This is a genomic window from Trinickia sp. (assembly GCF_036503415.1).
In the GTDB taxonomy this organism is placed as follows: Bacteria; Pseudomonadota; Gammaproteobacteria; order Burkholderiales; family Burkholderiaceae; genus Trinickia.
In genome coordinates this window covers 17559-41746 of sequence record NZ_DASXWY010000064.1, presented here as the reverse complement: position 1 = coordinate 41746, position 24188 = coordinate 17559, and the positions used below count along the sequence as shown (strand labels likewise).

13 protein-coding genes and 1 pseudogene are annotated in these 24188 nt (G+C 63.7%); 8 read left to right on the top strand and 6 right to left on the bottom strand.

What is annotated here, in order from left to right:
- Positions 1-49 precede the first annotated feature (49 nt).
- The 7 genes from VGL01_RS09170 to VGL01_RS09140 all read left to right on the top strand — a co-directional run bounded on the left by VGL01_RS09170 (position 50) and on the right by VGL01_RS09140 (position 12636).
- The gene (locus VGL01_RS09170) at positions 50-808 is read left to right on the top strand and encodes a hypothetical protein (protein WP_331568553.1); all 759 of its coding nucleotides are present in this window, start codon (positions 50-52) and stop codon (positions 806-808) included.
- Between the two features lie 33 nt (positions 809-841).
- The gene (locus VGL01_RS09165) at positions 842-2467 is read left to right on the top strand and encodes a hypothetical protein (protein ID WP_331568551.1); all 1626 of its coding nucleotides are present in this window, start codon (positions 842-844) and stop codon (positions 2465-2467) included.
- A gap of 30 nt (positions 2468-2497) precedes the next feature.
- Complete coding sequence (locus VGL01_RS09160) at positions 2498-3181, top strand: hypothetical protein (protein ID WP_331568549.1); 684 nt, start codon at positions 2498-2500, stop codon at positions 3179-3181.
- A gap of 11 nt (positions 3182-3192) precedes the next feature.
- Positions 3193-8517 (top strand): autotransporter outer membrane beta-barrel domain-containing protein, encoded by a 5325-nt coding sequence (locus tag VGL01_RS09155; protein WP_331568547.1) that lies wholly within the window; start codon positions 3193-3195, stop codon positions 8515-8517.
- Between the two features lie 15 nt (positions 8518-8532).
- Positions 8533-9387, top strand: coding sequence for a hypothetical protein (locus VGL01_RS09150; protein ID WP_331568546.1), 855 nt, complete (start codon positions 8533-8535; stop codon positions 9385-9387).
- A complete protein-coding gene (locus VGL01_RS09145) occupies positions 9384-11342 on the top strand; it encodes a hypothetical protein (protein WP_331568544.1) in 1959 nt (652 codons plus the stop codon). The genes VGL01_RS09150 and VGL01_RS09145 overlap by 4 nt, the downstream gene beginning before the upstream one ends.
- A gap of 103 nt (positions 11343-11445) precedes the next feature.
- Positions 11446-12636, top strand: a complete 1191-nt coding sequence (locus tag VGL01_RS09140; protein WP_331568542.1) for an O-succinylhomoserine sulfhydrylase — start codon at positions 11446-11448, stop codon at positions 12634-12636.
- Here VGL01_RS09140 and VGL01_RS09135 read toward each other — a convergent pair.
- Positions 12616-13449, bottom strand: a complete 834-nt coding sequence (locus VGL01_RS09135) for an AraC family transcriptional regulator (protein ID WP_331568540.1) — start codon at positions 13447-13449, stop codon at positions 12616-12618. The two genes, VGL01_RS09140 and VGL01_RS09135, sit on opposite strands and share 21 nt — an antisense overlap.
- 59 nt (positions 13450-13508) lie before the next feature.
- Complete coding sequence (locus VGL01_RS09130; protein WP_173256657.1) at positions 13509-13850, bottom strand: FKBP-type peptidyl-prolyl cis-trans isomerase; 342 nt, start codon at positions 13848-13850, stop codon at positions 13509-13511.
- Between the two features lie 187 nt (positions 13851-14037).
- On the opposite strand from VGL01_RS09130, the gene VGL01_RS09125 reads away from it, so the two are divergent.
- On the top strand, positions 14038-14814 hold the full coding sequence (locus tag VGL01_RS09125) for a HAMP domain-containing sensor histidine kinase (protein ID WP_331568538.1): 777 nt from the start codon (positions 14038-14040) through the stop codon (positions 14812-14814).
- 105 nt (positions 14815-14919) lie between these two features.
- Here VGL01_RS09125 and treY read toward each other — a convergent pair.
- The 4 genes and pseudogenes from treY to glgX all read right to left on the bottom strand — a co-directional run bounded on the left by treY (position 14920) and on the right by glgX (position 24170).
- Positions 14920-17811: pseudogene (gene treY / locus VGL01_RS09120) on the bottom strand (malto-oligosyltrehalose synthase).
- Positions 17808-20042, bottom strand: a complete 2235-nt coding sequence (gene malQ, locus VGL01_RS09115; protein WP_331568536.1) for a 4-alpha-glucanotransferase — start codon at positions 20040-20042, stop codon at positions 17808-17810. The pseudogene treY and the gene malQ overlap by 4 nt, the downstream one beginning before the upstream one ends.
- Positions 20043-20050: 8 nt before the next feature.
- Positions 20051-22000: a malto-oligosyltrehalose trehalohydrolase gene (treZ, locus tag VGL01_RS09110; RefSeq protein WP_331568534.1), complete on the bottom strand. Its 1950-nt coding sequence runs from the start codon at positions 21998-22000 to the stop codon at positions 20051-20053.
- A 16-nt stretch (positions 22001-22016) separates the two neighbouring features.
- Positions 22017-24170 (bottom strand): glycogen debranching protein GlgX, encoded by a 2154-nt coding sequence (gene glgX / locus VGL01_RS09105; protein ID WP_331568532.1) that lies wholly within the window; start codon positions 24168-24170, stop codon positions 22017-22019.
- Positions 24171-24188 lie beyond the last annotated feature (18 nt).

Below are 24188 nucleotides of genomic sequence, written 5' to 3'. Positions count from 1 at the left end.
CAATCGAGGTCTTTTGACGTCGGCGGCTGCACTATTGACGGGGCGGATCATGAGAGTTGCGTTCAACGGTCCGGGCGTGGGCCAGAACACCTTGTTGTCGCCGCCGGGTCTGCCGCAGGCCCAAGGCGGGATCCTCGATCTCGGGTCGCCGGACATCACGGCCGAGGGTGCGATAAAGGTGGAGATACCGGCCTACGCGCAGCTCGGATGGGGCGATCGCGTAACGGTCGTATTCAGAGATGAATACGACAGGTCGATCGTCAGACTCGCATATCTGCCGAATCCGGCGCAATTCAAGGACGAAGCGTACGTTGCCGAAGTGCGTGTCCGTCCGTTATCGGCGTTGGCGTCCGGCAGCTATCACGTTGCGTATTCGGTTGCGAGCCGGACAGGAAACATCTCGAACTCGGAGGCGATCCCGGTGACAGTCACCCATTCGTCGTATGCCGGTGGCGGGCCCGTGACCACCGTCGGTACGGCATTTTTTGGCACCTATGTCTGCGGCGTGATCGGGAGCTGGGTTGTGCCCGCGGACTATTCGCTCTCGACGAATAGCGACATAGTCGTGCGTTCGTTGAACGGATTCGCCCCGCCTGGGGCGACCACCACCGACGTTCGGTTGAAGATTCAACGAATTCCTCCCGATGGTGGGACCGAGTCGATTGCCGTCGTGCAATCGAGCGACGGCAATGAATGGACGGTGAGCGCGGTGGGCAACACGAATGTCGACCTTCATAAAGAGGACCTCATTTCCATCGAACTGGATGGGCTGAGTAACGCGCGCTTCTTCGTTGCACTGGCGCTATAGCGGAGCAGGTTTTTCATTTTCGACGAGAGATTCATGCCGCTGACGCTTACAACGGATTGCCTTTCGCAGGAGACCGGCGGGGAATACGCCTTTTACAACTATCAACGCGTGATATTGACGGCAACGCTCGATCACGCGGAAGGCGACATCGTCGACGGTACGCTCGTATATTTTTCGCACGTTGGCGAATACGAGCAGCTGCAGCCGGTCGGCAACAATTGGGTGCCCGTGGACGGTGAGTTCGCTGTCGGTGTGCCGCTACTGAGAGCGCCCGATGCCGGAGAAAAATGGTACGCAAAACTGGTTGTTCGGGTGACAGGCCGGGATCTCGGCAATGGCATGACCTACGCCTATCTCGACAACAGCCGTCGATCCGCCGATCTGCCCTATACGATCAACCCTGTTTCCTGCGTCTGCCCGAGCTACATCGACGGATTCGGGCTGGCTTATCCCGAAGAGAATCAATCGTCCGACTTCTGGCTCGATTATGCCGAGCAGGATCAGTCGCCCGATAACCCGGGCAACAACTATCTCTACTATCGCTTTCAAGTCACCGATCCCGAAAGCCAGGTGGGCCTGCCCAACGTCTTCGTGCGGGTGACCTCGAGCATGTCCACTCCGGAGTTGATCAAGGGCAGGCAGATTCTCTTGTACGACCGCTATAGCGGAGCGCGCGCGCTGAACGGCGATGCGGCTTATGACGACGACTCCGTCTACCTCTATACCGACGATAACGGCGTGGCGGAGCTCTATCTGTGTCCGAAGGGCAAGACCTCGAGTATCGGTGCGTTGACGTACCAGATCGGGACGAACGCAGGCGGATTGGGACCTTATCTGATCGTCGATCCGAATGCTCAGTGGTCGACCCTCGAGTCGCCTCAGACCGACGACCCGGTTCAACTGAGCGGGCCCTCCTACGAGTTGGCGGACATCCCTCAATACGTGGACATCGGTGCGGATCAATGGCTCTTCCTGCTTTGCAACGGCAGGTTTCAAAGCTCGAAAAGGCTCCGGCAAGCAGACATCGGGGGCGACGCCGACATTACGATGCCGTTCCAGAATTCCGTGCTGCGCTCGCAGACGGCCCCGTTCGACGACGCCACGCGAAATTCGATGATCTATGTCGTCTATAGCCTGGTCATACGCGTATCGAGCAGTTGGGACTTCAACGCAACCGGTACGCCTCCGCCCGCATCCTCCAATGAGGAAGGGAATCGAACGCTGAATGCGCCGCAGCTTCGCGAGAGCCTGGACGGTTGGCCCATCAACGCCGCGCTGCTGTCGCGCGAATTGCATATCCGTGTGCCACTCGATCAGGCACAAATCGAAATCGGCGATGAAATTCGTATTCACATCTATTTGAACGCTTACCGGCGCGGTTCGGATGAACCGCTGGGTGTATCCCTCGGCGGCCCGTTCAATTGGTATGTCACGCGGTTCGACATCGAGAACGGGTTCGTCGAGTGGCCGTTCCTGCCGCAGCCGTTCTGGGGCCTGGGCCAGGAGCAGTCTACGGGCGACGTCGGAACGATCCGTGTGAATTACGACGTGGTGCGCGGCACCCACGTGGAAATAAAACGCATCGCCTATTCGTCTCAGGACCTTTTGATCGGCATCGACACCATTTTGCCGAACGGATACACCGCCGAGCTGTTTTGACGAAGCGATCGATTCCGTCATGGGGGAACAGTGAAAATCGAAGCCAACGCTGCACTGCCATCGGTCCGGCTTTTTCAAGCCACGGACGGCGTGCTCGATCTGCAGCGCCTCAATCCGCCCAACCCCGATATCGTCAACGACCCTGGCGACCCGGTGGTGGTCAGCGTTCTCGTGCCGTACGGGCAAGGAGGAGAAGTCGTCGTTTGGTTCGGCGACAAGAGCCAGAATTTTCCGGTTAACGATTCGAAGCGCGCCGTACAGGATATCTGCTTTACCAAGGATCGATTGCCGGCACCAGGGCAGTGCTACGACGTTTACTACGAATTCGGCGGGAAGCGTTCGGAGCCCGTTCAAATCACGCTGATCGATTCGGGCGAGCGGCCTCCCGTCGTGGCGCGTCACACGTGCAGCCTCTTTGGCACCTACGCCAAAGGCGTCGTCGCGGCCTGGGTGATCCCTGCGCCGCGGACATTGACGAGTGCCGATCCGGTCATTCGCTCGCTTCCAGGCGGCAGCCCATCGGAAGGCGCCAGCCTTGCGCTGCTTTTGCAGTCGGAAGCGAGCCAACCCGCCCGGATCGGCGAAATCGTTTATGGGCACGACGAATGGTCGATCACGCTCGATCAAGAGGTCATGCAACTGAACCGTTCGGATGTTTTGGCCTTGCAGGCCAGTGCCGATCGGACCTTTTTGAATTTTTCTCTCGACATGTAGCACGACCTGCAATGCGAAACAAAACCCCACATCGTCAACGATTGAAATATAGCGCGCTCTTTGCATCGCTGATTTCAGCCGGCGTGGTCTATACACCGGCACGAGCGGCATGCACAAACGGCTACACGTGGGTCGGCAATTCGGTAACGAGCAATCTAGGCGTGTGCCAGGCGGTCTATTTCAGAGACACGCGGACGCAGAACCTTTTCTCGAACGACGACACCGGGACGACGATTACCGCGAGCGGCGACGACATGTACACGGATCAGCGTGGACCCAACGCCGGCGATGGTGCGTCGGCCGTTGCGACGTTCATCGCCGTCAACTCGAATTCGCTGAATACGGCGATCGAGTTGCAGGGCTCGCAAAAGATTGTGGGTCTCGCCACGAGCGGCACGGAGACGGGGATATCCGTTGGGGGCTCGAGTGCCGGTTCGACGGCAGCGTTATTGCTGAACGGCGCGGACTTGCAGATCAACCTGCTTACGCGCGCGGGAACCGGGATTTTCATTTCGGGGAATGGTGTTGCTCCATTGGCCGGGCCCTACTCGGCGTCTGCCACGCTGACGGGGGGCACGAAGGTGGCAATCGATGCATGGCTTCTAGGCATCTACGTGGAGAAGGGCGGGGCATGGAACGGCAACGATCCGACGGGCTCGTTGACGATCGGCGCGGCGATCCCGCCCAACGACGGGATCAAGCTGGTGAACGCGGGCAGCTTCGTGTCCACTTCGAGCATCAACGTCAATGCGAATCACAGTGGCATATCGGTGGGCAATGCCGAGCGGTTCTCGTTGGACGGCGGAGATCAGACGAGGAGTGCGGTCAATGTTCGCGGCTGGAGTGCGAGCGGGACATACGCTTACGAAACCGGGATCGACTATTCCGACGCGGGGATAGCGACGGGACTCGTCAAGAACGTGACGATCAATATGCTCGATATCGGAGCCAACGGCTTTTACGGCAACGGATACGGCGTCAATATGCAACAGGGCAGCCTCGCGCTCGATCACGTGACGATCAATTCGCAAAATATCGACGGTGCGGCAGTGACCGGTATCGGCGGTACGCTGAATGCCACAGCGCTCACGATCAACGCGCAGGGTAAGGGAACAGCGGGCATTCAGTCCGAGCGTCACTCGCCCAATTCGATGTCGTTCACGCTTGGCGGTGCGACGACGAACACGGTGCAAACAAACGGCGACGCCGATCCATCGAGCACGGCATTCGGCAACTATAAATACGCAGCGGGCATCAATCTGCTCGACGGGACCGTCAATGTTTCGAATACGAACGTCATCACGACCGGGACGCAGGCCTATGGAATCTATCTAAGTCAGGGGAGACTCAATGCTCACTTGTTCGCGGGGCCAGGAACGGGAGTCAGCATTCAAACGAGCGGGGCGGGTGCGGACGGTGTGGTTTACAACCCGCAGAATGCGAATACGGCGGGGCTTTCCGTCGCGTTCGATCCGAGCACGAAGATTTCGACAACAGGCGAGAACGCCAATGGCTTCGCGGCTGACGGCGAAAACCTGAACCGTACGACGAGCCCGTTCTCGCTCTCGTTCGATTCTCTCGGCCTCGATTTCGCGAGCTTCTCGCTTTCGGGTGCCGGCGCGGCGGCAATCGACGCACGCAACGGCGCTGAGGTCGTGCTCGGTACGGGCAATCTCGGCGCGGCGACGCTATCGCCCGGTGCGTTCGGCGCCAAGGCCGAAGCGCTCGGCAAGGTGACGTTCACCAACGCTACCCGCACCGGTGGCGCGGCGCTGTGGGCAGCGCAAGGCGGTACGCTTGCCTTCAATGGAACGTCGGATGCGTCAGGCTCGACCATCGTGCTCGATCAGGGCGCGAACTCGCAAGGTGGTGGGCTGCTGGATCTCAGCAGCCGGAGTTCCGATCTGACGGTCGGGCTGCTCGAATCGAACGGATCGGGCGCGCTCGATGGCGTCGTCAATCTGGGTAGCAACAGTCTTGTCCTCGACGGCGCCGGAGTCGCATCGCCGTTTCAGGGAGCGATTCAAGGCTCGGGTGGACTGACGATGGCCGGTACCGGCACGCAGGTCCTATCCGGTGCGCATGTGTTCGATTACACGGGTGCCACCCGCATTCAGAGCGGCACGCTTGCTGTGCAAAACGCCGCGATCGGCAAAGACGCGGCCGGCAACTGGAAAGTGTTTCAGATCGGTGCGCCGGGGCAGCCAGGCGGTACGCTCGATGTCAGCGACAACGGCGGCGTGTTCGAGTTGGGCGGCATTTCCGGCGCAGGCACGGTCAAGCTCGGCACGATGGGCAGTCCCGTTTCGACGCTCGCACTGGCGGATGCCGGTACGAGTCTGTTCTCCGGGACGATCGCGGGCGATGGCGGCGTGACGCTGCAAGGCGGAACTCAAACATTCTCCGGTTCGAATGTCTTCGACTACACGGGTGAAACCCAGATTGCCGGGGGCACGCTCAAGGTCGGCGGGGCCGGCGGCAACCACGTGGCATCGAGCCTCTTCCGTTTCACATCGACGGGCGGCACGCTCGACGTCAGCGGCGGTGGTTTCACATTGGGCGGCATCGCTACTGACGATGGCGCCACGAATGCAACGGTCACGCTCGGCAGCCCGAGCGCACCGGCGAATTTGACGATAGCGGGATCCGGCAACTACGCCTACGCCGGCACGATCTCGGGCACCGGCGATATCGTCAAGAGCGGCACGGGTGTCCAGACCCTTTCCGGCACTGCCGCCTTTGCGAACACCGGCAAAACCGTCGTGCAAGACGGCGTGCTCGAAATCCGAAACATCAGCAATCCGGCGCAGTTCAATTACACGGTCGAGTTGAACGGTGGCTGGCTCGATCTATCGGACAGCTCGTTCGATCCAACCGGTGCGACAGCGACGCAGTGGGCCCAATTGCATGTCACCGATGGCGCGAACGCGGCGCGCGGCGGCATTCTCGCCGGTAACGACAAGATCACGCTGGGCCAGAACGGTGCGGATCAAAGCGAAGCGGCACAGATCGGCGGGGACGGCTCGAACGTGAACCAGCAGGGTGTGTTCGTCGTCAAGTCGGGCTCGAATACCGTCACGCTCGCGGGCGATAACCATTACGTCGGTTATACGCGTATCGCCGGCGGGACCCTGAAGGTCTCGCAAGACAGCAATCTCGGCGAGACGAATTGCTCCGTCAGCACCGCATGCGAGCGCGAGGTGATACTCGACGGCGGCAACCTCGAGATTGCCGGCGACTTCACGTCGCAACGTCAACTCCAATTGCGGCAAGACGGCCAGGTTCGCGTCGATGCACCCGGCGTGGCAGCGACGACCGCCACATTGGGCAGTGTCGCGGGTGAGGACAGGAAGCTGACGAAAACCGGCGCAGGCACACTGGTTTTGACGGGCGAAAGCTTCCTCGGCCACGCGGATGTGCAGCAAGGGGCGCTCGACTTGGGGCCGGCCGTCGTCGATGCGACGAAGATGGCCGGCTCGAACGCGATCACGCAAGCCGAGGGTACGACGGTCAACGTCGCGAGCGGCGCCATTTCGAGCGCGACCGACGCCATCGTGGCCAATGGAACGAGCACGGTCAATCTGTCGAGCGGGACGACGGTGACGGCGGGCGTGGGCAGTGCGCTGTATCGCGTGACCAGCGGAACGGGCACGCTGAACGCGACCTCCGTCGAATTGACCGGCCTCTTGCAGGCGCAGGGGGCGGGCAGCCAGCTCGCGCTTCATCTCGCGGGAGGCAGCGTCTATACCGGCACGCCGAGCGTGGTCAACGGCGCAACGGCGAGCTTGTCGACCGATGCCACGAGTACCTGGAACGCGACCGGGGATGCGGCGCTGACCGGGCTCGACAATCAAGGCACGATCGTCTTTGCGGATGCAGCCGCTACAGGACAAGGCGTCGGCCGCGCCGCAATGAAGGCCGCGCAGACGAGTGTGCCGGCTTATCACGCCATTACGGTCGACGGCAATTACACCGGTGGCGGTACGGTGAAGATGCGGACCGATCTGAGCAACATTGCGACGGCTGGGAATCCCAATACCGACCGTTTGCTGATCTCGGGCAGCGCAAGCGGGCAAACCACGCTCAGCGTATCGGTCTCCGGAAGCGGTGCCATCGTGGCACCTGCGTCCACCGGACAGCCCACGTCGACGCAAGGCATCTCGCTCGTGCAGGTCGGCGGGTCCGCCGGTGCGAATTCGTTCAAGCTGGCGGGCGACTATGTCGCCGTGCCGGGCAGCCCGTTTCAGTATCGGCTTTTCTCCTACGGTCCAAGCGGCGAGGGTCTGCCTGATTACACGCAGAGTGCCTTGCCCGCAGGGCAGGCGCAGCAGTGGGACTATCGGCTCGAGGCCGCCTACGACGATCCGACGCCCACGTCGGGGCGGCTCGCGCTCGTGCCTCAAGGCAGCACCTATTTGACTGCGCCGCTCGCGCTCCAGCACTACGAGGCAACGATCGTCGACAACCTGTATCGCCGCCTCGGCGATATTCGTCATGGCGTGTCCGATCCCAGCGGCGCCGAGGCCGAAGTCTTTGCGCGAACGATCGATTCGCGCAGCGCTTATCACAGCGACCTACCGTATCAAAGCTACGGATTCAACTTCAACCAAACCATTACCGCACTGCAATTCGGCGGCGATTGGCTGCACCGATCGAGCCCAGACCACGACATGCGTCTCGGCGTTGCTTTCACGCTGGGCCACACGTCGGTGACGCCGCAGGCCGCAGCGGCGAGCGCGAGTACCGCCTCCATCGACACCTACGGGCTTGCGCTGACGGGCACATGGCAGCGCCACGACGGGTGGTATGTCGACGGTGTCCTGTCGGTCGGGCGGTACGTCGGTACGGTGAACTCGGAGCAGCGAGGCGAGGTGGGCCGCTTTTCGGCGAACGGATACGACGCGTCGGTGGAGACCGGGCGCACGTTCGGTTTGCCCTATGGCATCGAAATGGAGCCGCATGTGCAGTGGCTCGCTCAAGCCCTTCGATTCGACAGTGGAAAGGATAAAGACGATGTCGTCGACTCGACGAGCGACCTCTTCGCATTGACCGGGCGGCTCGGCGTGCGCTTTTCCGTGGCGGCTCCAGGAACGCTTTCGTGGAGACCGTATATGCGCATCGACCTGTTGCATACCTGGATGAACTCGCCGAAGGCCACGCTGTCGGGCCAATCGTTCGAGATCGGCAAGCCGGGCAGCGCCATGGAGCTCGGCATTGGTGCAACCGGCATGCTCACGCCGGCATTGTCGATCTATGGCGAATTTTCGGGAAGACAGCGGCTCGGGCGCGGATTCAGCGATATCGGCGCAACGCTCGGCGTGCGTTATTCGTTTTAAGCGAGGAGAACATCGATGTTGCCAATTGCCACAAAGAACGACTTGGGTGCGGTGAAGATTGGGGCAGGGCTGCAAACGGATGACGCGGGGACGTTGAGTGTGGTCGACGAGGGCAGCGCACACAGCGTGATGTCGATGATCGTGACGTACGGCAGCCCCCGAGCCGATCCTTCGATGGCCACGTGGCTTCCGGCCAACATCGTCAGCGTGTATGGACCGCCGGGCCTGCCGGTGCTCGTTACCGTGACCGACGGTGCCACGCTCGTCGACCCCGATCCCGGTTCCGCCGACATGAAATCGCTGCAGCTCTCGGCTCGGGGTACGGCGCAGGCTCAGGTCCAGCTCGCAGCCGGTTCCGGCGACCGTGCGGTATCGGTCGTTGCCGCACCTTATATTCAGCCCGCGGACGTAGTCGGCGCCGAAGTGCTTGCGGCGCTGGCCGTCGCCGGCCCCGTGCAATGCCCGGCGTTCTTTTATCCGACGATGCATGACGCGTCATGGACGTTCTTCGAGACGTTCGGCTATACGCGAGGCGCGCCGAGCGATGGCGTGACCCCGTGCGTGGTCACTGTGTTCGTGGACTTTCTCTCGGCCAAGGACAGTGACATCACGAAGCTCCAGATGCAAGTGACGAGCGGCGACGCCGTGTTCGATATGGATAAGGGATCGCAAACCGCCGCTCCCGCAATCATCCAGGCTACGCAGGATTTCGGCATGGCAACGGCGAATATTTATAGCGCGTCGCCGGGGGGTTCGACGATCGAGGTTTCCGTGCCCAACGATGTTTTTCCTGACAAGGCGCTCGTCTATGTGTCATTCGTCGCGCCGCCGGTCAATGAAGCAGTCCAGCATGTATCGGAGGACGTGTGAACGACGACCGCGATTTGCAAATCAAGCTCGATATCCGAAACGATCCTCAACCTGCCGATGACACGAGCCTCATCTGGATCAGGGCGCAAGTCTATACGGTTGTCGGGAGCGAGACGTATATTCCGCCGCCGCAGGACGTGACGTTCAAAATCGAAGATGGCGCCGAGGGACAAAGCAATGCCGAGTTCGTGGGCACTGGCACGAAACAAGCCCATGGAAAAAGCAATGAAACGACAGGCTGGACGTCGTGGCAGTACTTCAAGAGCGGGCAGGACGGCATCGGTACCGTGAAGGCGTCTCTGACCGCGAATACGAGCGTGTTCGATACCAAGCCGTTTTCGTTCGTGCCGGTCGTCGGGATCTTGCCGTCGAGCGGGATCCTGGAAGTGTTCGGGCAAGCTTATTACTGGACGAGCGAGTTCTCCTACTTACCGAATATCATCGGCGCATACGCCCCGAACCGGTACGCCGCCTCCGCGTTCTTTTTCGAGCCAGCGGGAACGAATGCGGTGAAGATTCGGGATTCGCGCAATCGCTACGTGAACGTGAGTTCCGGTCAGTCACTCCTCACCATGGACGGGCCAGGAACCGCTTTCACGGTCGGCGTCGTAAAAGGTCAGAACGCCGTTATGACGCTCGAGGCGAACGGTCGTTATGTCTGTGCTTACTCGGCGAAAGATGACGGTTGGGATGGTTACAATCTCCTGGCGATCGGCACGAACCCCGACGATCAGGCGGCGTTTTTCCAGGTTCAGCCTAAGCCCCTGCCGCCGTATGACCTGAAGATCACGAGGTGTCCCGGTGCGATGAAATTGGGCGAAAGCGCCCAGGTATCGGGCACGCTCACGGGGCCGAACGGTCCGGTGGCATCGGCCGTTTGCAACGTGAACTATCGAAACACGTTGAAGGGGCCCTCGACGACGCAATGCACCGATGGGAAGTTTTCATTTACGGTTACCGCGGATGCAATGCCCGAGCAATCGGAAGCCTTCGTCGCCGTCAGTTATCAGACACCCGAATATACGGCGGCGGACGCAAGATGGATCAAGATCATTGCGCGGCAAGTCGCGATTCACCTGAAGGGAACGCCTTACTACTGGTCCTGCTCGCAGGACCCGTTCACGCCGGGAAAGATCGTTGCCGACGCAACGAGTCCGGCGGACGCGCGAGCCAAATTCACGTTGGAGATCGTACGGCAGGTCGCGCCGGACGTTCAGGCAGTCAAGATTCGAGACGACAAGGCATGTTACGTCAAGGTGGAGGGCAACGTTCTCTACGCGACTGGCCTCGACGCGACGGTCTTCCGGATGGCGACCGTCAATGGCTCGACAGTCAGGTTTCAGCAATCCAACGATGAATATGTGTACGGAATCGCAAAGGGCGCTGACGACGGTTATGACCTCTACGCGGACGGGCGAGGCGGCGACGGGGCGCTCATCGATTTCGAGCTCGTCGATACGTCGATGCCGACTTCGATTACGCTCCAGTCGGTTCCGCTCCAACTGGGGCTGCACGGTTACGCATCGAACTTTGGGTTAGCCAATGTCATCGCCGCCGACACTGTTGCCGACCCGGCAGGCAGCGTGTTTCAGATCATTGACGCCGGTGGCGGAAACATTGCGTTGAAGGCCAGCAACGGTCTATTCATCGGTGCCTTCGATGGATCCTCGGGTGCGCTCATGCCGATTTGCTACAACGATGTCATGTGCGCGAACGTCGAGTCGAGCGACGATCCGAATGCTGCTGTGCGCGTCGATGTCGTCAGCGGGGATCTCGGGTATGGAAGTGTCGTCAGGCTCGTTCACCAACAGTCAGGCAAGTATTACAAAGTCGTCCTGTATCGAAACGACTACTGCGTCCAGGCCATAACGACCGACCCCGATGATGTTTTCACGCAGTTCCATATCGGCAACCCGAATGCCGTATCGGCTGCAAGCGAAGATTCGGACAGTTAGCATGGCAGCGGGGCGGGGCACCGTCATGGCGCCCCGCATGGCCTGCCGTGGTGCGAGGAGGTATCATCCCCTATTCGCCGACTCTCTCGTAGCCATTGCGACCATGAACGACCCTTTTAATCTGGACACGCTCGCCGTGCGCGCCGGCACGGTTCGCACCGAATACAACGAACACTCCGAAGCGCTATTCCTGACATCGAGCTTTTGCTTCAAGAGCGCGGCCGAAGCGGCCGAGCGCTTCAAGCATTCCGAGGACTACTACACGTACTCGCGGTTCACGAACCCGACCGTCACGATGTTCCAGGACCGTCTTGCCGCGCTGGAAGGCGGCGAGGCTTGCATTGCGACGGCCTCGGGCATGAGTGCGATTCTTTCGGTGGTGATGGCGGCGCTGCAAGCCGGCGACCACATCGTCAGCTCGCGTGCGTTGTTCGGCTCCACGCTCGGTCTGTTCACGCAGATCTTCGGCCGCTTCGGCATCGCAACGACCTACGTCGATCCGAACGATCTCGACGCGTGGCGCGCTGCCGTACGTCCTGAAACGAAGCTGTTCTTCGTCGAAACACCGTCGAATCCGTTGACCGAGTTGTGCGATATCGAGGCCATCGGCCAGATTTCGAAGGCGGCCGGTGCACTGTTCGTCGTCGACAATTCGTTTTGCAGCCCAGCCGTTCAGCAGCCGTTGAAACTCGGCGCCGATGTCGTCATGCACTCGGCCACGAAGCTCATCGACGGGCAAGGGCGCGTGCTCGGCGGGGCGCTCGTCGGTACGCGCCAGTTCATCATGGAGAAAGTGTTTCCGTTCGTGCGCACGGCGGGCCCGACGCTGTCCGCCTTCAACGCGTGGGTTTTGCTCAAAGGCCTCGAGACGCTTTCCCTGCGGGCTGAGCGCCATTCGGCCAGTGCCCTGACGCTCGCGCGCTGGCTCGAAGCGCATCCGCGCGTCAAGCGCGTCTACTACCCGGGACTCGAGTCGCACCCGCAGTATGCGATCGCGCAACGACAGCAGCGCTCGGGTGGATCGGTGCTTGCGTTCGAAGTCATCGGCGACACACCCGATGCTCAACGTGCGAATGCGTGGCGCGTCATCGACGGTACGCGATTGTGTTCGATCACGGCCAACCTCGGCGATACGCGCACGACGATCACCCATCCGGCCACGACGACGCATAGCCGTATCACGCCCGAAGCGCGGGCGGCCGCGGGGATCACCGAAGCGCTGCTGCGCGTGGCCGTCGGACTCGAGGATGCGGGCGATATCTGCGCGGATCTCTCACACGGTCTCGGTGAGTGAGCGGTTCCGTTCCACTGTCCGGGCTCCGGGCGTGGCTCGCCATTGCCCGGGCGCGATGCCGAAGCGGCGCGTGAAGGCATGCGTGAACGCGCTTTGATCGCCAAAGCCGACGCCAAGCGCCACCTCGGCCAGCGAGTTGCGCGGATCGCGCAATAGTGCGAGCGACGTGTCGAGCCGCAATCGCTGCAAATAGCGATGTGGCGTCGTGCCGAACGCCTCGTCGAAAAGCTGATGAAAACGACGCACACCGAAGCCGCAATACGCCGCGAGATCGGCCACGCGCAGCGGCTCAGATAAACGTGCGCGCAGCCAGCCGTCGATGCGTGCGAAGTCGAGCCCCGCAGCCGGCGCGGCGTCGGTCAGGCCACCCAGCGTGGCGAGTGCCGAGGCGAGACGTGTGGCGGCCTCCCATCCGAATCGACGCGCCGGCCACGATCGGTCGGTGTCTGCCGCGCCCGCCAGCCCCATCTGCGCACGCGCTCGCACGACATCGGCAACGAGCGCCGTCATCGCCTCGTCGAGCGTCAATACCAGCGCTCGCGCAAAGAGCCGCTCGGGAATGGCGAGCGAGGCAGGCGGTAGATCGACCACGAGTTGCCGGTTCTCGCCGATGCCGGCGTACTCGTGCAATGCGCCTGCGGGAACGAGCCAGGCGCGGCCGCGGTCGATGCGCTCGCCGATGCCATCGACCGTCATCTCCATCGCACCATCGGAGCCGATGACGACCTGATGGAACGCATGCTCGTCGCAGGCGCGGGATTGCCCGAAGCGCCGCAGCGAAACGCCCGGTGACGAAAGGACGGGTGTGCTCATATCAGCCCGCGCGATGGCGATATGCGGATCGATACGAATCGCGACGAATGGACCGTCGATCAGACGTCCAGCAATTCCACTTCGAATACGAGCGTTGCATTGGGCGGAATCACGCCGCCGGCGCCGCGTGCACCGTAACCGAGCTGCGGCGGAATCGTCAGGCGTCTGACCCCGCCGACCTTCATGCCTTGCACGCCCTCGTCCCAGCCCTTGATGACCATTCCGCCGCCGAGTACGAATGCGAATGGGTCGTTGCGGTCCTTGCTCGAATCGAATTTTTGTCCGTCGGTCAGCCAGCCGGTGTAATGGACGCTGACGGTGCGGCCGGCCGTGGCTTCGGCGCCGCTGCCTTCGGTCAGATCTTCGTATTGGAGGCCCGACGCGGTGGTCACGCTCGACATGAGATTGCTCCTCGAATCGCAATGGAAAACCGCCATTGTAGGCGCTTGCCGTCAGGCAAGGTGCCTATAATGTGGTTTCCCGACATACCCGGGTCCTTCGGGAGTCGCCGACGCCAATGTCGCGATCGTGCCGCGCAGGGGCGCGCAACTCGGGGCAACCGGACACCCATCCATCCAGAGGCCGATCGTGTCGACGTCTTTCAATGCCGTTGCCGCTGCCACATCCGATGAACGCTTCGCGCGCATGCGCGCGGAGACGGCGCTGTTCATGCGCGATCACGTACTGTCGATCGTGTCTCACGATCTGCGCAGCCCGCTGAACGCGATTCATAGTTGGGCGTATGTGCTCGAACGCAAGATCGATCCGAACGATCCGGCTGGGCTGCGCGCCCTCGCGGGGATCCGTTCCGGTGTCGAACAACAAGTCAAGCTGCTCGAAGACGCTGTCGACGGTACGCGCGCCGAGACGAAAGCGTTGCCCATCGAGCGTGCCGCTTTCCAGTTGCGCCCGGTGCTCGAGCGCGCCCTCGACGAGCTCAGGCGCTCGCTTGCCGAGGCGCGAGGCGTGTCGTTCAGTTTCGATTCGCCGCTCGACGGCGAGCAATGCGATGGCGACAAGGAGCGCCTGCTGCAAGCCGTATGGGTGATGCTCGCGTTCGGCGTCGAGGGCAGTGCGCCCGGCACGGTCGTGACGCTCCAAAGCAGTATCGACGGCGGCTTTTGGCGCACCGAGGTCAGCCATACGATCAACGCGGCCGCGCTGACGGATGCGGAACTGCCGCACGCGTTCGAGCCGTTCGCGCGCAAGCAGGTGTTGCTGCCGCGCGAAGCAGGCCGCGTTGCGTGGGTGCTCGCGCTGCCTCAGCGCGTGGCGCTCGCGCACGGCGGCACGTTCGAGCAGAGCGGCGCCGGTGAGGGCGAAATATCGCGGCTTTCGCTGCGCGTTCCGCTGATCGCGGTCTGACAGCCGGGGGGCGGATGTCAGCCGCCGTTATCGCCTGACGAAACGCGCAAACGTGCTAACGCGCAACGCGCGGACGCACGGCGCAGCGCACGTTGCGCCGGGCCGTCATCGGCCCGGCACGCCTTCCTCGACAAGCAACGCAACGGGCAATGCGCTCAGCACATCGCGCACGAAAAGGCGGCCGTCGTCGCCCACCTTCGGCGCCGCGGGGCTCAACCAATCGAATAGCGCACGGCCGGCTAGCGCGAGCGGCAACTCGATCGACGTATCGTCCCACCGCAGCGGATCGACGAGCGGCAGATCGCGTTGCGGCGAAAGCAGGGCGGCGGCGAGCCGTGTTCCGACGACGATGGCATAGGCATCGCCGTGTCGGCGCGCGAATGCGACCACGTGCCGCGCGCCGCTGCCATGCACGCGCAACGGTAGATAGGCACCCGCGAGAAAGAGCGCCGGCGAGACGGCGCGCAGCGCCAGCGCGCGGTGAACGATACCGAGCTTCACGCGCGCATCGCGCCACGTGCCAAGTCGTTCGCTCGGTGGCGTATCCGCGAGTGCGGCACGGCGTGCCTCGAAGTCGACGGGCCGGCGATTGTCGGGATCGACGAGGCTGAAATCCCAAAGCTCGGTGCCCTGGTAAAGGTCGGGGACGCCCGGCGATGCAATGCGCACGATGGTTTGCAACAGACTGTTCACCGCTCCCGCGGGCGCGATGCGCGCGACGAACGAGGCAAGCTCGTTCAAGAAGCCGTCGCGGCGCTGCGGAGCGAGGATATCGAAGAGAAATGCGCGCGAGGCTGCTTCGTAGTCCAGATCGGGCGCCTGCCAGCTCGTGCGCAGCTTGGCCTCGCGCAGGGCTTTCAGTTGCCACGTGGCCACTCGCTCGGCGAAGGCCTCGACGCCCCGAGCGTCGGACGGGTCGAGCTCGAGCGGCCAGCAGCCCACGAGCGTCTGATAGAGCATCGCCTCGGCGCACGCGCCGGGCGCCCACTCGCGCGATGCGGCCGCTCCAGGCGCGGCCGCATCGGCGGCCAACTCCCCTGTCGCGGTACGTCGATGCGGCGCGTTGAGTGCCGACCACGCACGCTGTACGGCGCACCATTCGCTCGCGATTTCACTGAGCACGGCGAGCCGCGCCCGTACATCCTCGCCGCGCTTGTGGTCATGTGTGGCAGTTGTGACAAGACCGTGCGGGAAGCGCTGGGCACGCTCGAGGTTCGCCGCATGGAATTGCTCGACCGTGAACGCGAATACGCCGGGGTCGGCGCCGACCTCGGTGCGCGACAATAGCCGTCCCTAGCGGTAAAACGCCGTGTCTTCGACGGCCTTGGCGGCCAGCGGCGCGCTCAGTTGCGCGAAATAGGCGCAGGCTGTGCGGCGTTCCCGGCCCGCTGCGCCGGCGCCCGCGCCGGCGCTTGGAGTGCCCGCCTGCTCGTCGCGTCCATCGTGTCCGCCGAGCCACAGATCGATTTGATCGAGTACGGCCGAGTAGCTTGCCGGCAGCGATGCGCGCGCACCGTCCAGCGCCGCTTGAAAATACGGTTCGTCATCCAGCGTCCGGACGCCGTTGCTCGGATAGACCCGATAGACGCGAAGATGCACGGCCAGCTCGGTCAACGCGCGCCGAATCGCGGTGAACGTGAAATCGCGCGTGGCGGGATGCTCGCGTGCCAACCGGTGCAGGGCGCGGCTTGCGCGATCGAGCTCGGCCGAGAGGTTCTCCGCAAGAATCTTTCGACGGGCCGCACGCGCTGTCTCGATGAACGACGTTTCGCTGCCGGCGAGGTCGTTCCACGCGGCAGTGAGCGGCGCTTCGCCGTTCGGGTCGTGCAACAGCGCACCGATCAGATCCATGAAGTCGTAACCGGACGTGCCGTCGGCGTCCCAGTCGACAGGTAGCGTTTCGTCTGCCGCCAGGATTTTCTCGACGATCAGATATGCGCGCGCATCGCCGAGCTGGGGCGGGCGTTGCCCCTGTCGCTCCGCGAACCGCTCGCGCAAGCGGTGGCAATACTCGCGTGGATCGACGAGGCCATCGATATGATCGATGCGCACCCCGTCGATGACGCCCTCGGTATAAAGCCGCAGGATGAGCGCGTGCGCTGCCTCGAAGACTTCGGCGCGTTCGGTGCGAACGGCGGCGAGCGAGCCGATATCGAAAAAGCGCCGCCAATTGATTTCGTCGGCGGCCGTGCGCCACCAGGCGAGGCGATAGAACTGGCGCTCGAGCAGCCGATGCAGGCGCTCGCGCGATGCACCGGCATGTGGGGCATAGGCGGCGAGCGCGTTCTCGATCGCCTGTGTGCCGTGCGTGACGACATAGGCTTGCAAGCCATCGAGGGCGCTCGATGCGCGCGTGCGGTCCTCCGGCTGCGGCGTGAGGTTGTCGAAGCGTTCGGCGATCGCAGCCAGCGCCGAGTCGGGCGCGGCTTCCGCGGTTGCCCCGCCCCGCAGGATCGCCGCGTAGTCGACGGGGCAAATTGGAAAGACATGCTCCGCATAGCGTGCGGCGAAGCGCGCGCGCTGGGCGTCGAACACGAGCGTAATGCGGCCAGCCGCGAGCTCCGCGCCATATTGCGCGCCGAGGCATGGAGCGAGGACCTTGCCGCGCAGGGCCGGATCCGGCGAGTGCCAGTCGATGTCGAAGTGGCGGGCGTAGGTGCTGTGGCGACCCCACTGGAGCACATCGAGCCACCATTTGTTGCCCGCCTGCCAGATGCCCATGTGATTGGGCACGATGTCGGCGACGATGCCCATTTGCCGTGCGTGCAGCGCATCGGCCAGGCGCTTTAGCGCGGCTTCGCCGCCGAGCTCCGGATTGACGATGCCGTAGTCCACCACGTCGTAACCATGCATCGAGCCGGGCGCGGCCGTCGTCAGCGGAGACAGATAAAGGTGGCTGACACCGAGCGCCGCGAAGTAGTCGGCGTTGGCGGCCGCATCGTCGAACGTGAATCCGCGGTGCAGCTGCAACCGAAGCGTGGAGCGCGGCAGCGTCATGATCGGCGGGGCGCCCCGTGCGGGGCTCGCGCGGGCGGCGCCGTGCCGGCGTTACCGGTGTTGGCGGTGTGGGCGGTGTTGCGTGGACGCGCATGGGCGATCGCGCGCAGCCTGACGTTGAGCCCGTCGTCGGCGAACAGCGCATCGATCGATACCGCGAGACGGCGCCGCCAGTTCGGATGTTCATCCACGGAACCGGGCAGATTGGGCTGCTCGGCGAGGCCCATGAGGTCTTCGAGCGGATAGACGACGAGCGGTGCCGGCGTGGCGCAGACATAGGCCAGCGCTTCGTCGATGGGCGGCTGCTCCGGCGGTGGTGCCTCGACGGCGCGCGGGGCGATGCCCGCCTGCTGGAGCGCGCGCCAGAGAGCATCGCGATCGGCGGCGCGTTCCGCCTTTGCAAGCGCGACAGGATCTCGGCGATCCGGTCGCGCCGCCGTTTGTCCGATGCGGTGGCGCCAGTCGATATCGTGACCTTGCCACCAACCCGCGATCGTGGGCAGATCGTGCGTTGTCGTCGTGGCGAGCGCGCCCTCATCCCATTGCCCGGGCGCGGCAAAGCCTTTGCCGTCGGCGGTTCGCTCAAACCAGAGCACGCGCATGCCCAGCACGCCGTGATGCGCGAGGCGATCGCGGAAGCCGGCCGGCACCGTGCCGAGGTCCTCGCCGATCACGACGGCATGATGCCGCCACGATTCGAGCGCGATGAGCCGCAGCAGGTCGTCGAAGGGATAGGCCAGGTAGGCGCCGTCGGCTGCCCGCGCGCCTTCCGGTACGAGCCATAGCCGTTTGAGTCCCAGCACGTGGTCGATGCGCAGGCCGCCCGAATGAGCGAAGGCGGCGCGCAGCATGTCGATGAACGCGGCGTAGCCTTGTTGGTTCATGGCGCGCGGTGAGAATGTCGTCAGCCCCCACGCTTGCCCGGCCTGATTGAACAGATCCGGAGGCGCACCGACGGAGACGCCCTGCAGCATCTCGTCCCGATACGACCACGCATGGCTGCCGGCGCCATCGCAGCCGACGGCGAGGTCGGCGATCAGGCCTATCGCCATCCCGGCATCGCGCGCGGCGTGTTGCGCGTAGTCGAGTCCTTTGGCGGCCAGCCACTGCAGGAACAGGTGAAAGTCGATCTCTTGCCGCTGCTCGCGTGCGAAGGCTTCGGTTTGCGCACTGCGCGGATGCCTCAACTCGGCTGGCCAGTCGCGCCAGTGATCGTGGCCGTGGCGGGCGCGCTCGAACGCATCGATCGCTTCGAAACGCGCGTGATCCTCCAGCGGCTGTCCGCCGCGCGCGCAAAACGCCTCGAAGTCGGCCGCATTCGGTGAGCTGCCGGCCCGATCGCGCAGACAGAACCGCTCGAACAGCGCCCGCAGCACGATGAGCCGCAGCCCCACGGCATTCGGCCAATCGACTAGCGGCTCGGCCTCCAGGGCTGCCCACGCCCGCGTCGCTCCGACGGCCTGCAGCGCGCTCTGGGCAGCATCGCGCCCGAGCACGGCCGCGGGATCGATATGCGCGACGTTCAAAAAGAGGCGCGACGACGGGGAGTACGGACTGAACTTGGTCGGTGCCGCGCTGAACATCGCATGCGTCGGGCTGATGGCCAGTGCATGCGCGCCGCGGCGCGCACTCTCGATCGCAAACGCGGCGAGCGCGGAGTAGTCGCCGATGCCGCCGTCCCCGTCGCGGCGCAGGCCATACAACTGCGCGGCGATGCCCCATAGCGCCGGGTGCGCTGCCTCGAGGCCGGCTGCGCGGCAGGCGTCGGCCACGGTATGGCAACGGCTGGGCGCAACGGCCAGCTGCACGCAATGATCATCGACGCAAAGCGTGTGGTAGCCGGGCTGCGAGACAGGGGCAAGCAGTGCCGTTTCACCCCTCGGGGTGCCGAGACGCCCTTCGATCGATTCGCCGCCTTCGAGCTCGATCCGATATCGGCTGGTCGGCTTTACCGCGCGTGCGGGCAACGCGATAGCGTGGCCGCATTCGGCGGTGATGAGCGGCGGCAACGTGTGCGCGGCTTGCTCCGCATCCAGCATGGCAAGGCTCGCTTGCGCTTCGCGGCGCGTGCGGCAGGGCAGCCCCAGTGCATCGAGGAGCGTGGCGAGCGTGTCGTGCGGCACTCGATGCTCGTGGCCGTTGGCGTCCTCCCATCGCACTTCGAAGCCGGCGCGGGTGGCAAGGCGCTCGATCGCGTCGTGTTCCGATCGGTTGGGCGGGGCCTTTGCCATGATCGCGCTCACGTGTCGCGCCGCTGTGCGTCGACGGCGCGCGCATCGTGCCGCAGCGCATAGCTGTTGACGTCGCCGGTCAGCCAGGCGATGCAGGCGTAGGGCGGCAGCTCCCCGGCATCCACGGCATCGCGCGTGCGTGGCGGTGTTTCGAAAACGACCATCCCGTCGGGCCGTTCGGGAAACGGTAGTGGATCGGGTGTGAGATTCAGGGCGATCGACAAGATCTCGCCGTCGGCGAGCCGCCAGCGCGCGACGAGCGCATTGGCGTCCAGTCCGCTTGGCATTTTCAACACCGATGCGCCGAGCGCGCGCGAATGCTCGATGCGCTGCGCGATCAGTTTGGCGCGCACCGCCAGCGCGGAGCGATAGAAGTGCAACCAGGCGTCGTGTTCGCCCACGGGGCTCCTGCGCGGTGCCGTTTGCGTCTCGCAGACATCGTCCGGTGCCGGCGGCGAAGACAGGGCGAACGTCTGCGCGGCATTCGGATCGGGAATGCGGGCGCGCCGTTCCGGATCGCTGAAGGCGGCGAACTTCGCGAACTCCTGCCGCCGCCCTTCGCGTACCGCGTCGGCGAGTTCGCCTGCGTAATCGGTGAAATAGAAGAACGGTTGCGTGGAGCCCGATTCTTCCTCCATGAAAATCAGCGGAATTTGCGGTGCGAGCAGCACGAGCGCGCTCGCGGCGAGCAGTGCCTGCGGCGCGCACAACGTGCGCAGACGCTCGCCGAACGCGCGATTGCCGACCTGATCGTGATTCTGCAAGAACATCACGAACGAGGTGGGCGACAGATGCGCGCTCGGTTCGCCGCGCGGTGCGCCGTCATGGATGGGCGAGGGCTCGCCCTGGTAGGCGAAACCTTCGGCCAGTACGCGCGCGAGCTTCTCGATCGGCTTGTCGGCGTAGGCGCGGTAGTAGCCCTCGTGCTCGCCGGTCAACAGTACGTGCAGCACGTTGTGCGCATCGTCGTTCCATTGGGCGTCGAACGGACCGTCCAGCAGGCTGGCCGTGTTGCGCTCGTTCTCGAGCACGAGATGGACATGGCGACCGGGCTCGATCGAGCGGCGCACGCGTTCGCCCAACTCGCGCAGCCATTCGTCGTTGCCGATGGCATGCACGGCGTCGAAGCGCAGGCCGTCGAACCGATATTCGTGCAGCCAGTAGAGCGCGTTCTGACAAAAGAACTCGCTGACTTCCATGCGAGCGAAGTCGATCGCGGCGCCCCATGGCGTTTTGACGTCGCTGCGAAAGAACGACGGCGCATAGTGCGGCAGATAGTTGCCTTCGGGGCCGAAGTGGTTGTACACGACATCGAGGAAGACGGCGAGGCCGTGACCATGCGCTGCGTCGATCAGCGCCTTGAGGTCTTCCGGGCGTCCGTAGGACGAATCGGGCGCGAACGGCAGTACGCCGTCGTATCCCCAGTTGCGGTGGCCGGGAAAATCGTTGAGCGGCATCAGCTCGATGGCCGTGACCCCGAGCTCGGCGAGCCGCGGCAGGCGCTTGGCGATACTCGCGTAGCCGCCCAGCGCGCCGACGTGCATCTCGTAGATGACCGTTTCTGCCCAGGGCCGGCCTTGCCATTCGGCGTGTTGCCACGCGTAGGCGCGCGGCGCGATGACCTCGCTCGGACCGTGCACGTCTTCCGGTTGAAAGCGCGAGGCCGGGTCCGGTACCGCGAGGCGGCCGACGCCGTGGTCGCTGTCGATCAGATAGCGATAACGCGCGCCCGCGCCGCACGCGGCCTGCGCCTCGAACCATCCGTTGCCGGTCGCATGCATGTCGACGAGATCCGTCGACGCGTTGTATTCGATTTCAACGCGCACCGCCTTGCATGCCGGCGCCCAGAAGCGAAAACGGGTACGCGGTTGTGCGCCCGCTGCGGTATCGAGCAAGTGCGCGCCGAAGGGCAGACAGTGCGCGTGTCGGACGGCGCGGTCGAACGGATGTTCGTGCATGAGACTGATCCTTCGTTCAGCGATGAGTGTCGACCGCTGCGGTGCTATCGTGCGCGGCGGACGCACCGGCTTGCGGCGGCTGCGCGCAAAGAACGGCAAACCCGTGTTCGCCGAGAACGAGCGTTTCGCCTTCGAGGCGATGAGCGGGAGCCTCCGGCTCTGTACTATCGATCAGCACGTTCCATTCCAGAGCGGGCTCGGGCGGCGTGAACGCGAGCGGCATCGGGCCCCCGTTGAGCATCAGCAACAGCACTTCGGTCTCACCCGTCATGCCCGCTCCCGCACGGCGCAGCGTGAGTGCCCGACCCTCGGGGTCCTGCCACGCTTCGTCCGTCAGCGGTTGGCCGCGCTCGTCGAACCAGCCGACGTCCTTGATGCCGGGCAACACATCGTCCGCGCCATGTAGAAACCGCGTGGAGCGCAGCAGCGGGTGGCGCTTGCGCAGCGCAATGAGCCGCGCGACGAACGCGACGAGCGCCGCGCCTTCGCCGCTTTCGGCCGCGCGCCAGTCGAGCCACGACATTTCGTTGTCTTGACAATAAGCATTGTTGTTGCCGCCTTGTGTGCGGCCGAATTCGTCGCCGGCCGACAGCATCGGCGTGCCGAGCGAGGTGAAGAGCGTCGCCAGCATGGAACGCGTGACGCGAGCGCGAGTGGCAACGATCTCGGGATCGTCGGTCGGGCCCTCGGCACCCCAGTTCGCGCTGCAGTTTTCGTTGTGCCCGTCGGCGTTGTTTTCGCCATTGGCTTCGTTGTGCTTTTGCTCGTATGAGACGAGGTCGGCCAGCGTGAAACCGTCGTGCGACGCGAGAAAGTTGACCGACGCCCATGGCCGCCTGAAGCGATGATCGAACAGCTCGGCCGAACCGGCGACGCGCGCGGCAAGCTCGGCGCGCACATTCGAATCGCCGCGCCAGAAGCGCCGTACGCAGTCGCGGAATTTATCGTTCCATTCGGCAAAGCCAGGTGGATGCCGGCCGACCTGGTAGCCGCCCGGGCCCACATCCCAAGGCTCGGAAATCAGCTTGCGTTGCGAGAGTACCGGGTCCTGGCGAATCACATCGAAAAATCCCGAGCCGGGATCGAAACCGGTGCCTTCGCGGCCGAGCGTCACACCGAGATCGAAACGGAAGCCATCGACGTGATAGGCATTCACCCAGTACCGTAGCGAATCCATGACCATCTGCAGCACACGCGGGTGCGAGAGATTCAGCGTATTGCCGCAGCCCGTATCGTTGATGTAATGACGCTCGTCGCCGGGGATCAGACGGTAGTAACTCGCATTGTCGAGACCGCGCCAGCAGACGGTCGGCCCGAGCTCGTTGCCTTCGCACGTGTGGTTGTAGACCACGTCGAGTATCACTTCGATGCCCGCGGCGTGAAATTGCCGCACGGCGATGCGGATTTCACTGAGCCGGCGCGTGGAGAGGTAGGCGGGGTGCGGTGCGAAAAAAGTCGCCGTGTTGTATCCCCAGTAGTTCGACAACTGACGCTCGAGCAGGAAACGTTCATCGAGAAACGCATGGATCGGCAAGAGCTCGATCGTGGTGATGCCGAGTTTATGCAGATGATCGATCAAGCGCGGCGATGCAAGCGCGGCGAAGCTGCCGCGTTCGTGGGGACGAATGTCATCGTCGGTCATCGACAGGCCTTTGACGTGCGCCTCGTAGACGATCGTTTCGGCCCACGGAACCTCGGGGCGCACGTCGTGCGACCAATCGAATGCTTCGTCGATGACGACGCACTTCGGCATGGCCGGTGCCGAATCGCGTCGATCGATCGACAGATCGTGGCGGTTCGAATGGACGCGATAGGCAAAAAGCGCATCGGACCACCGAAACGCGCCGGCGAGCTTCTTCGCATAGGGATCGAGCAACAGCTTCGATGGATTGAAGCGATGACCGTCATAGGGATGATAGGGGCCATGCGCGCGAAACCCGTACACCGTGCCGGGATGGGCGCCGGGAAGATAGCCGTGCCAGACCTCGTCCGTGCATTCGGGCAACGGGTAGCGCGCGAGCTCCTTATGGCCTGTCGGATCGAAGAGACAAAGATCGATTTGCTGCGCGTTGGCCGAAAAGACGGCGAAGTTGACGCCGAGTCCGTCCCACGAAGCCCCAAGCGGATACCCTGCACCGGCCTCGAGTTTCTCGGGTAATGCGTTCGCCATGCCCCGTCATCCTTTTCG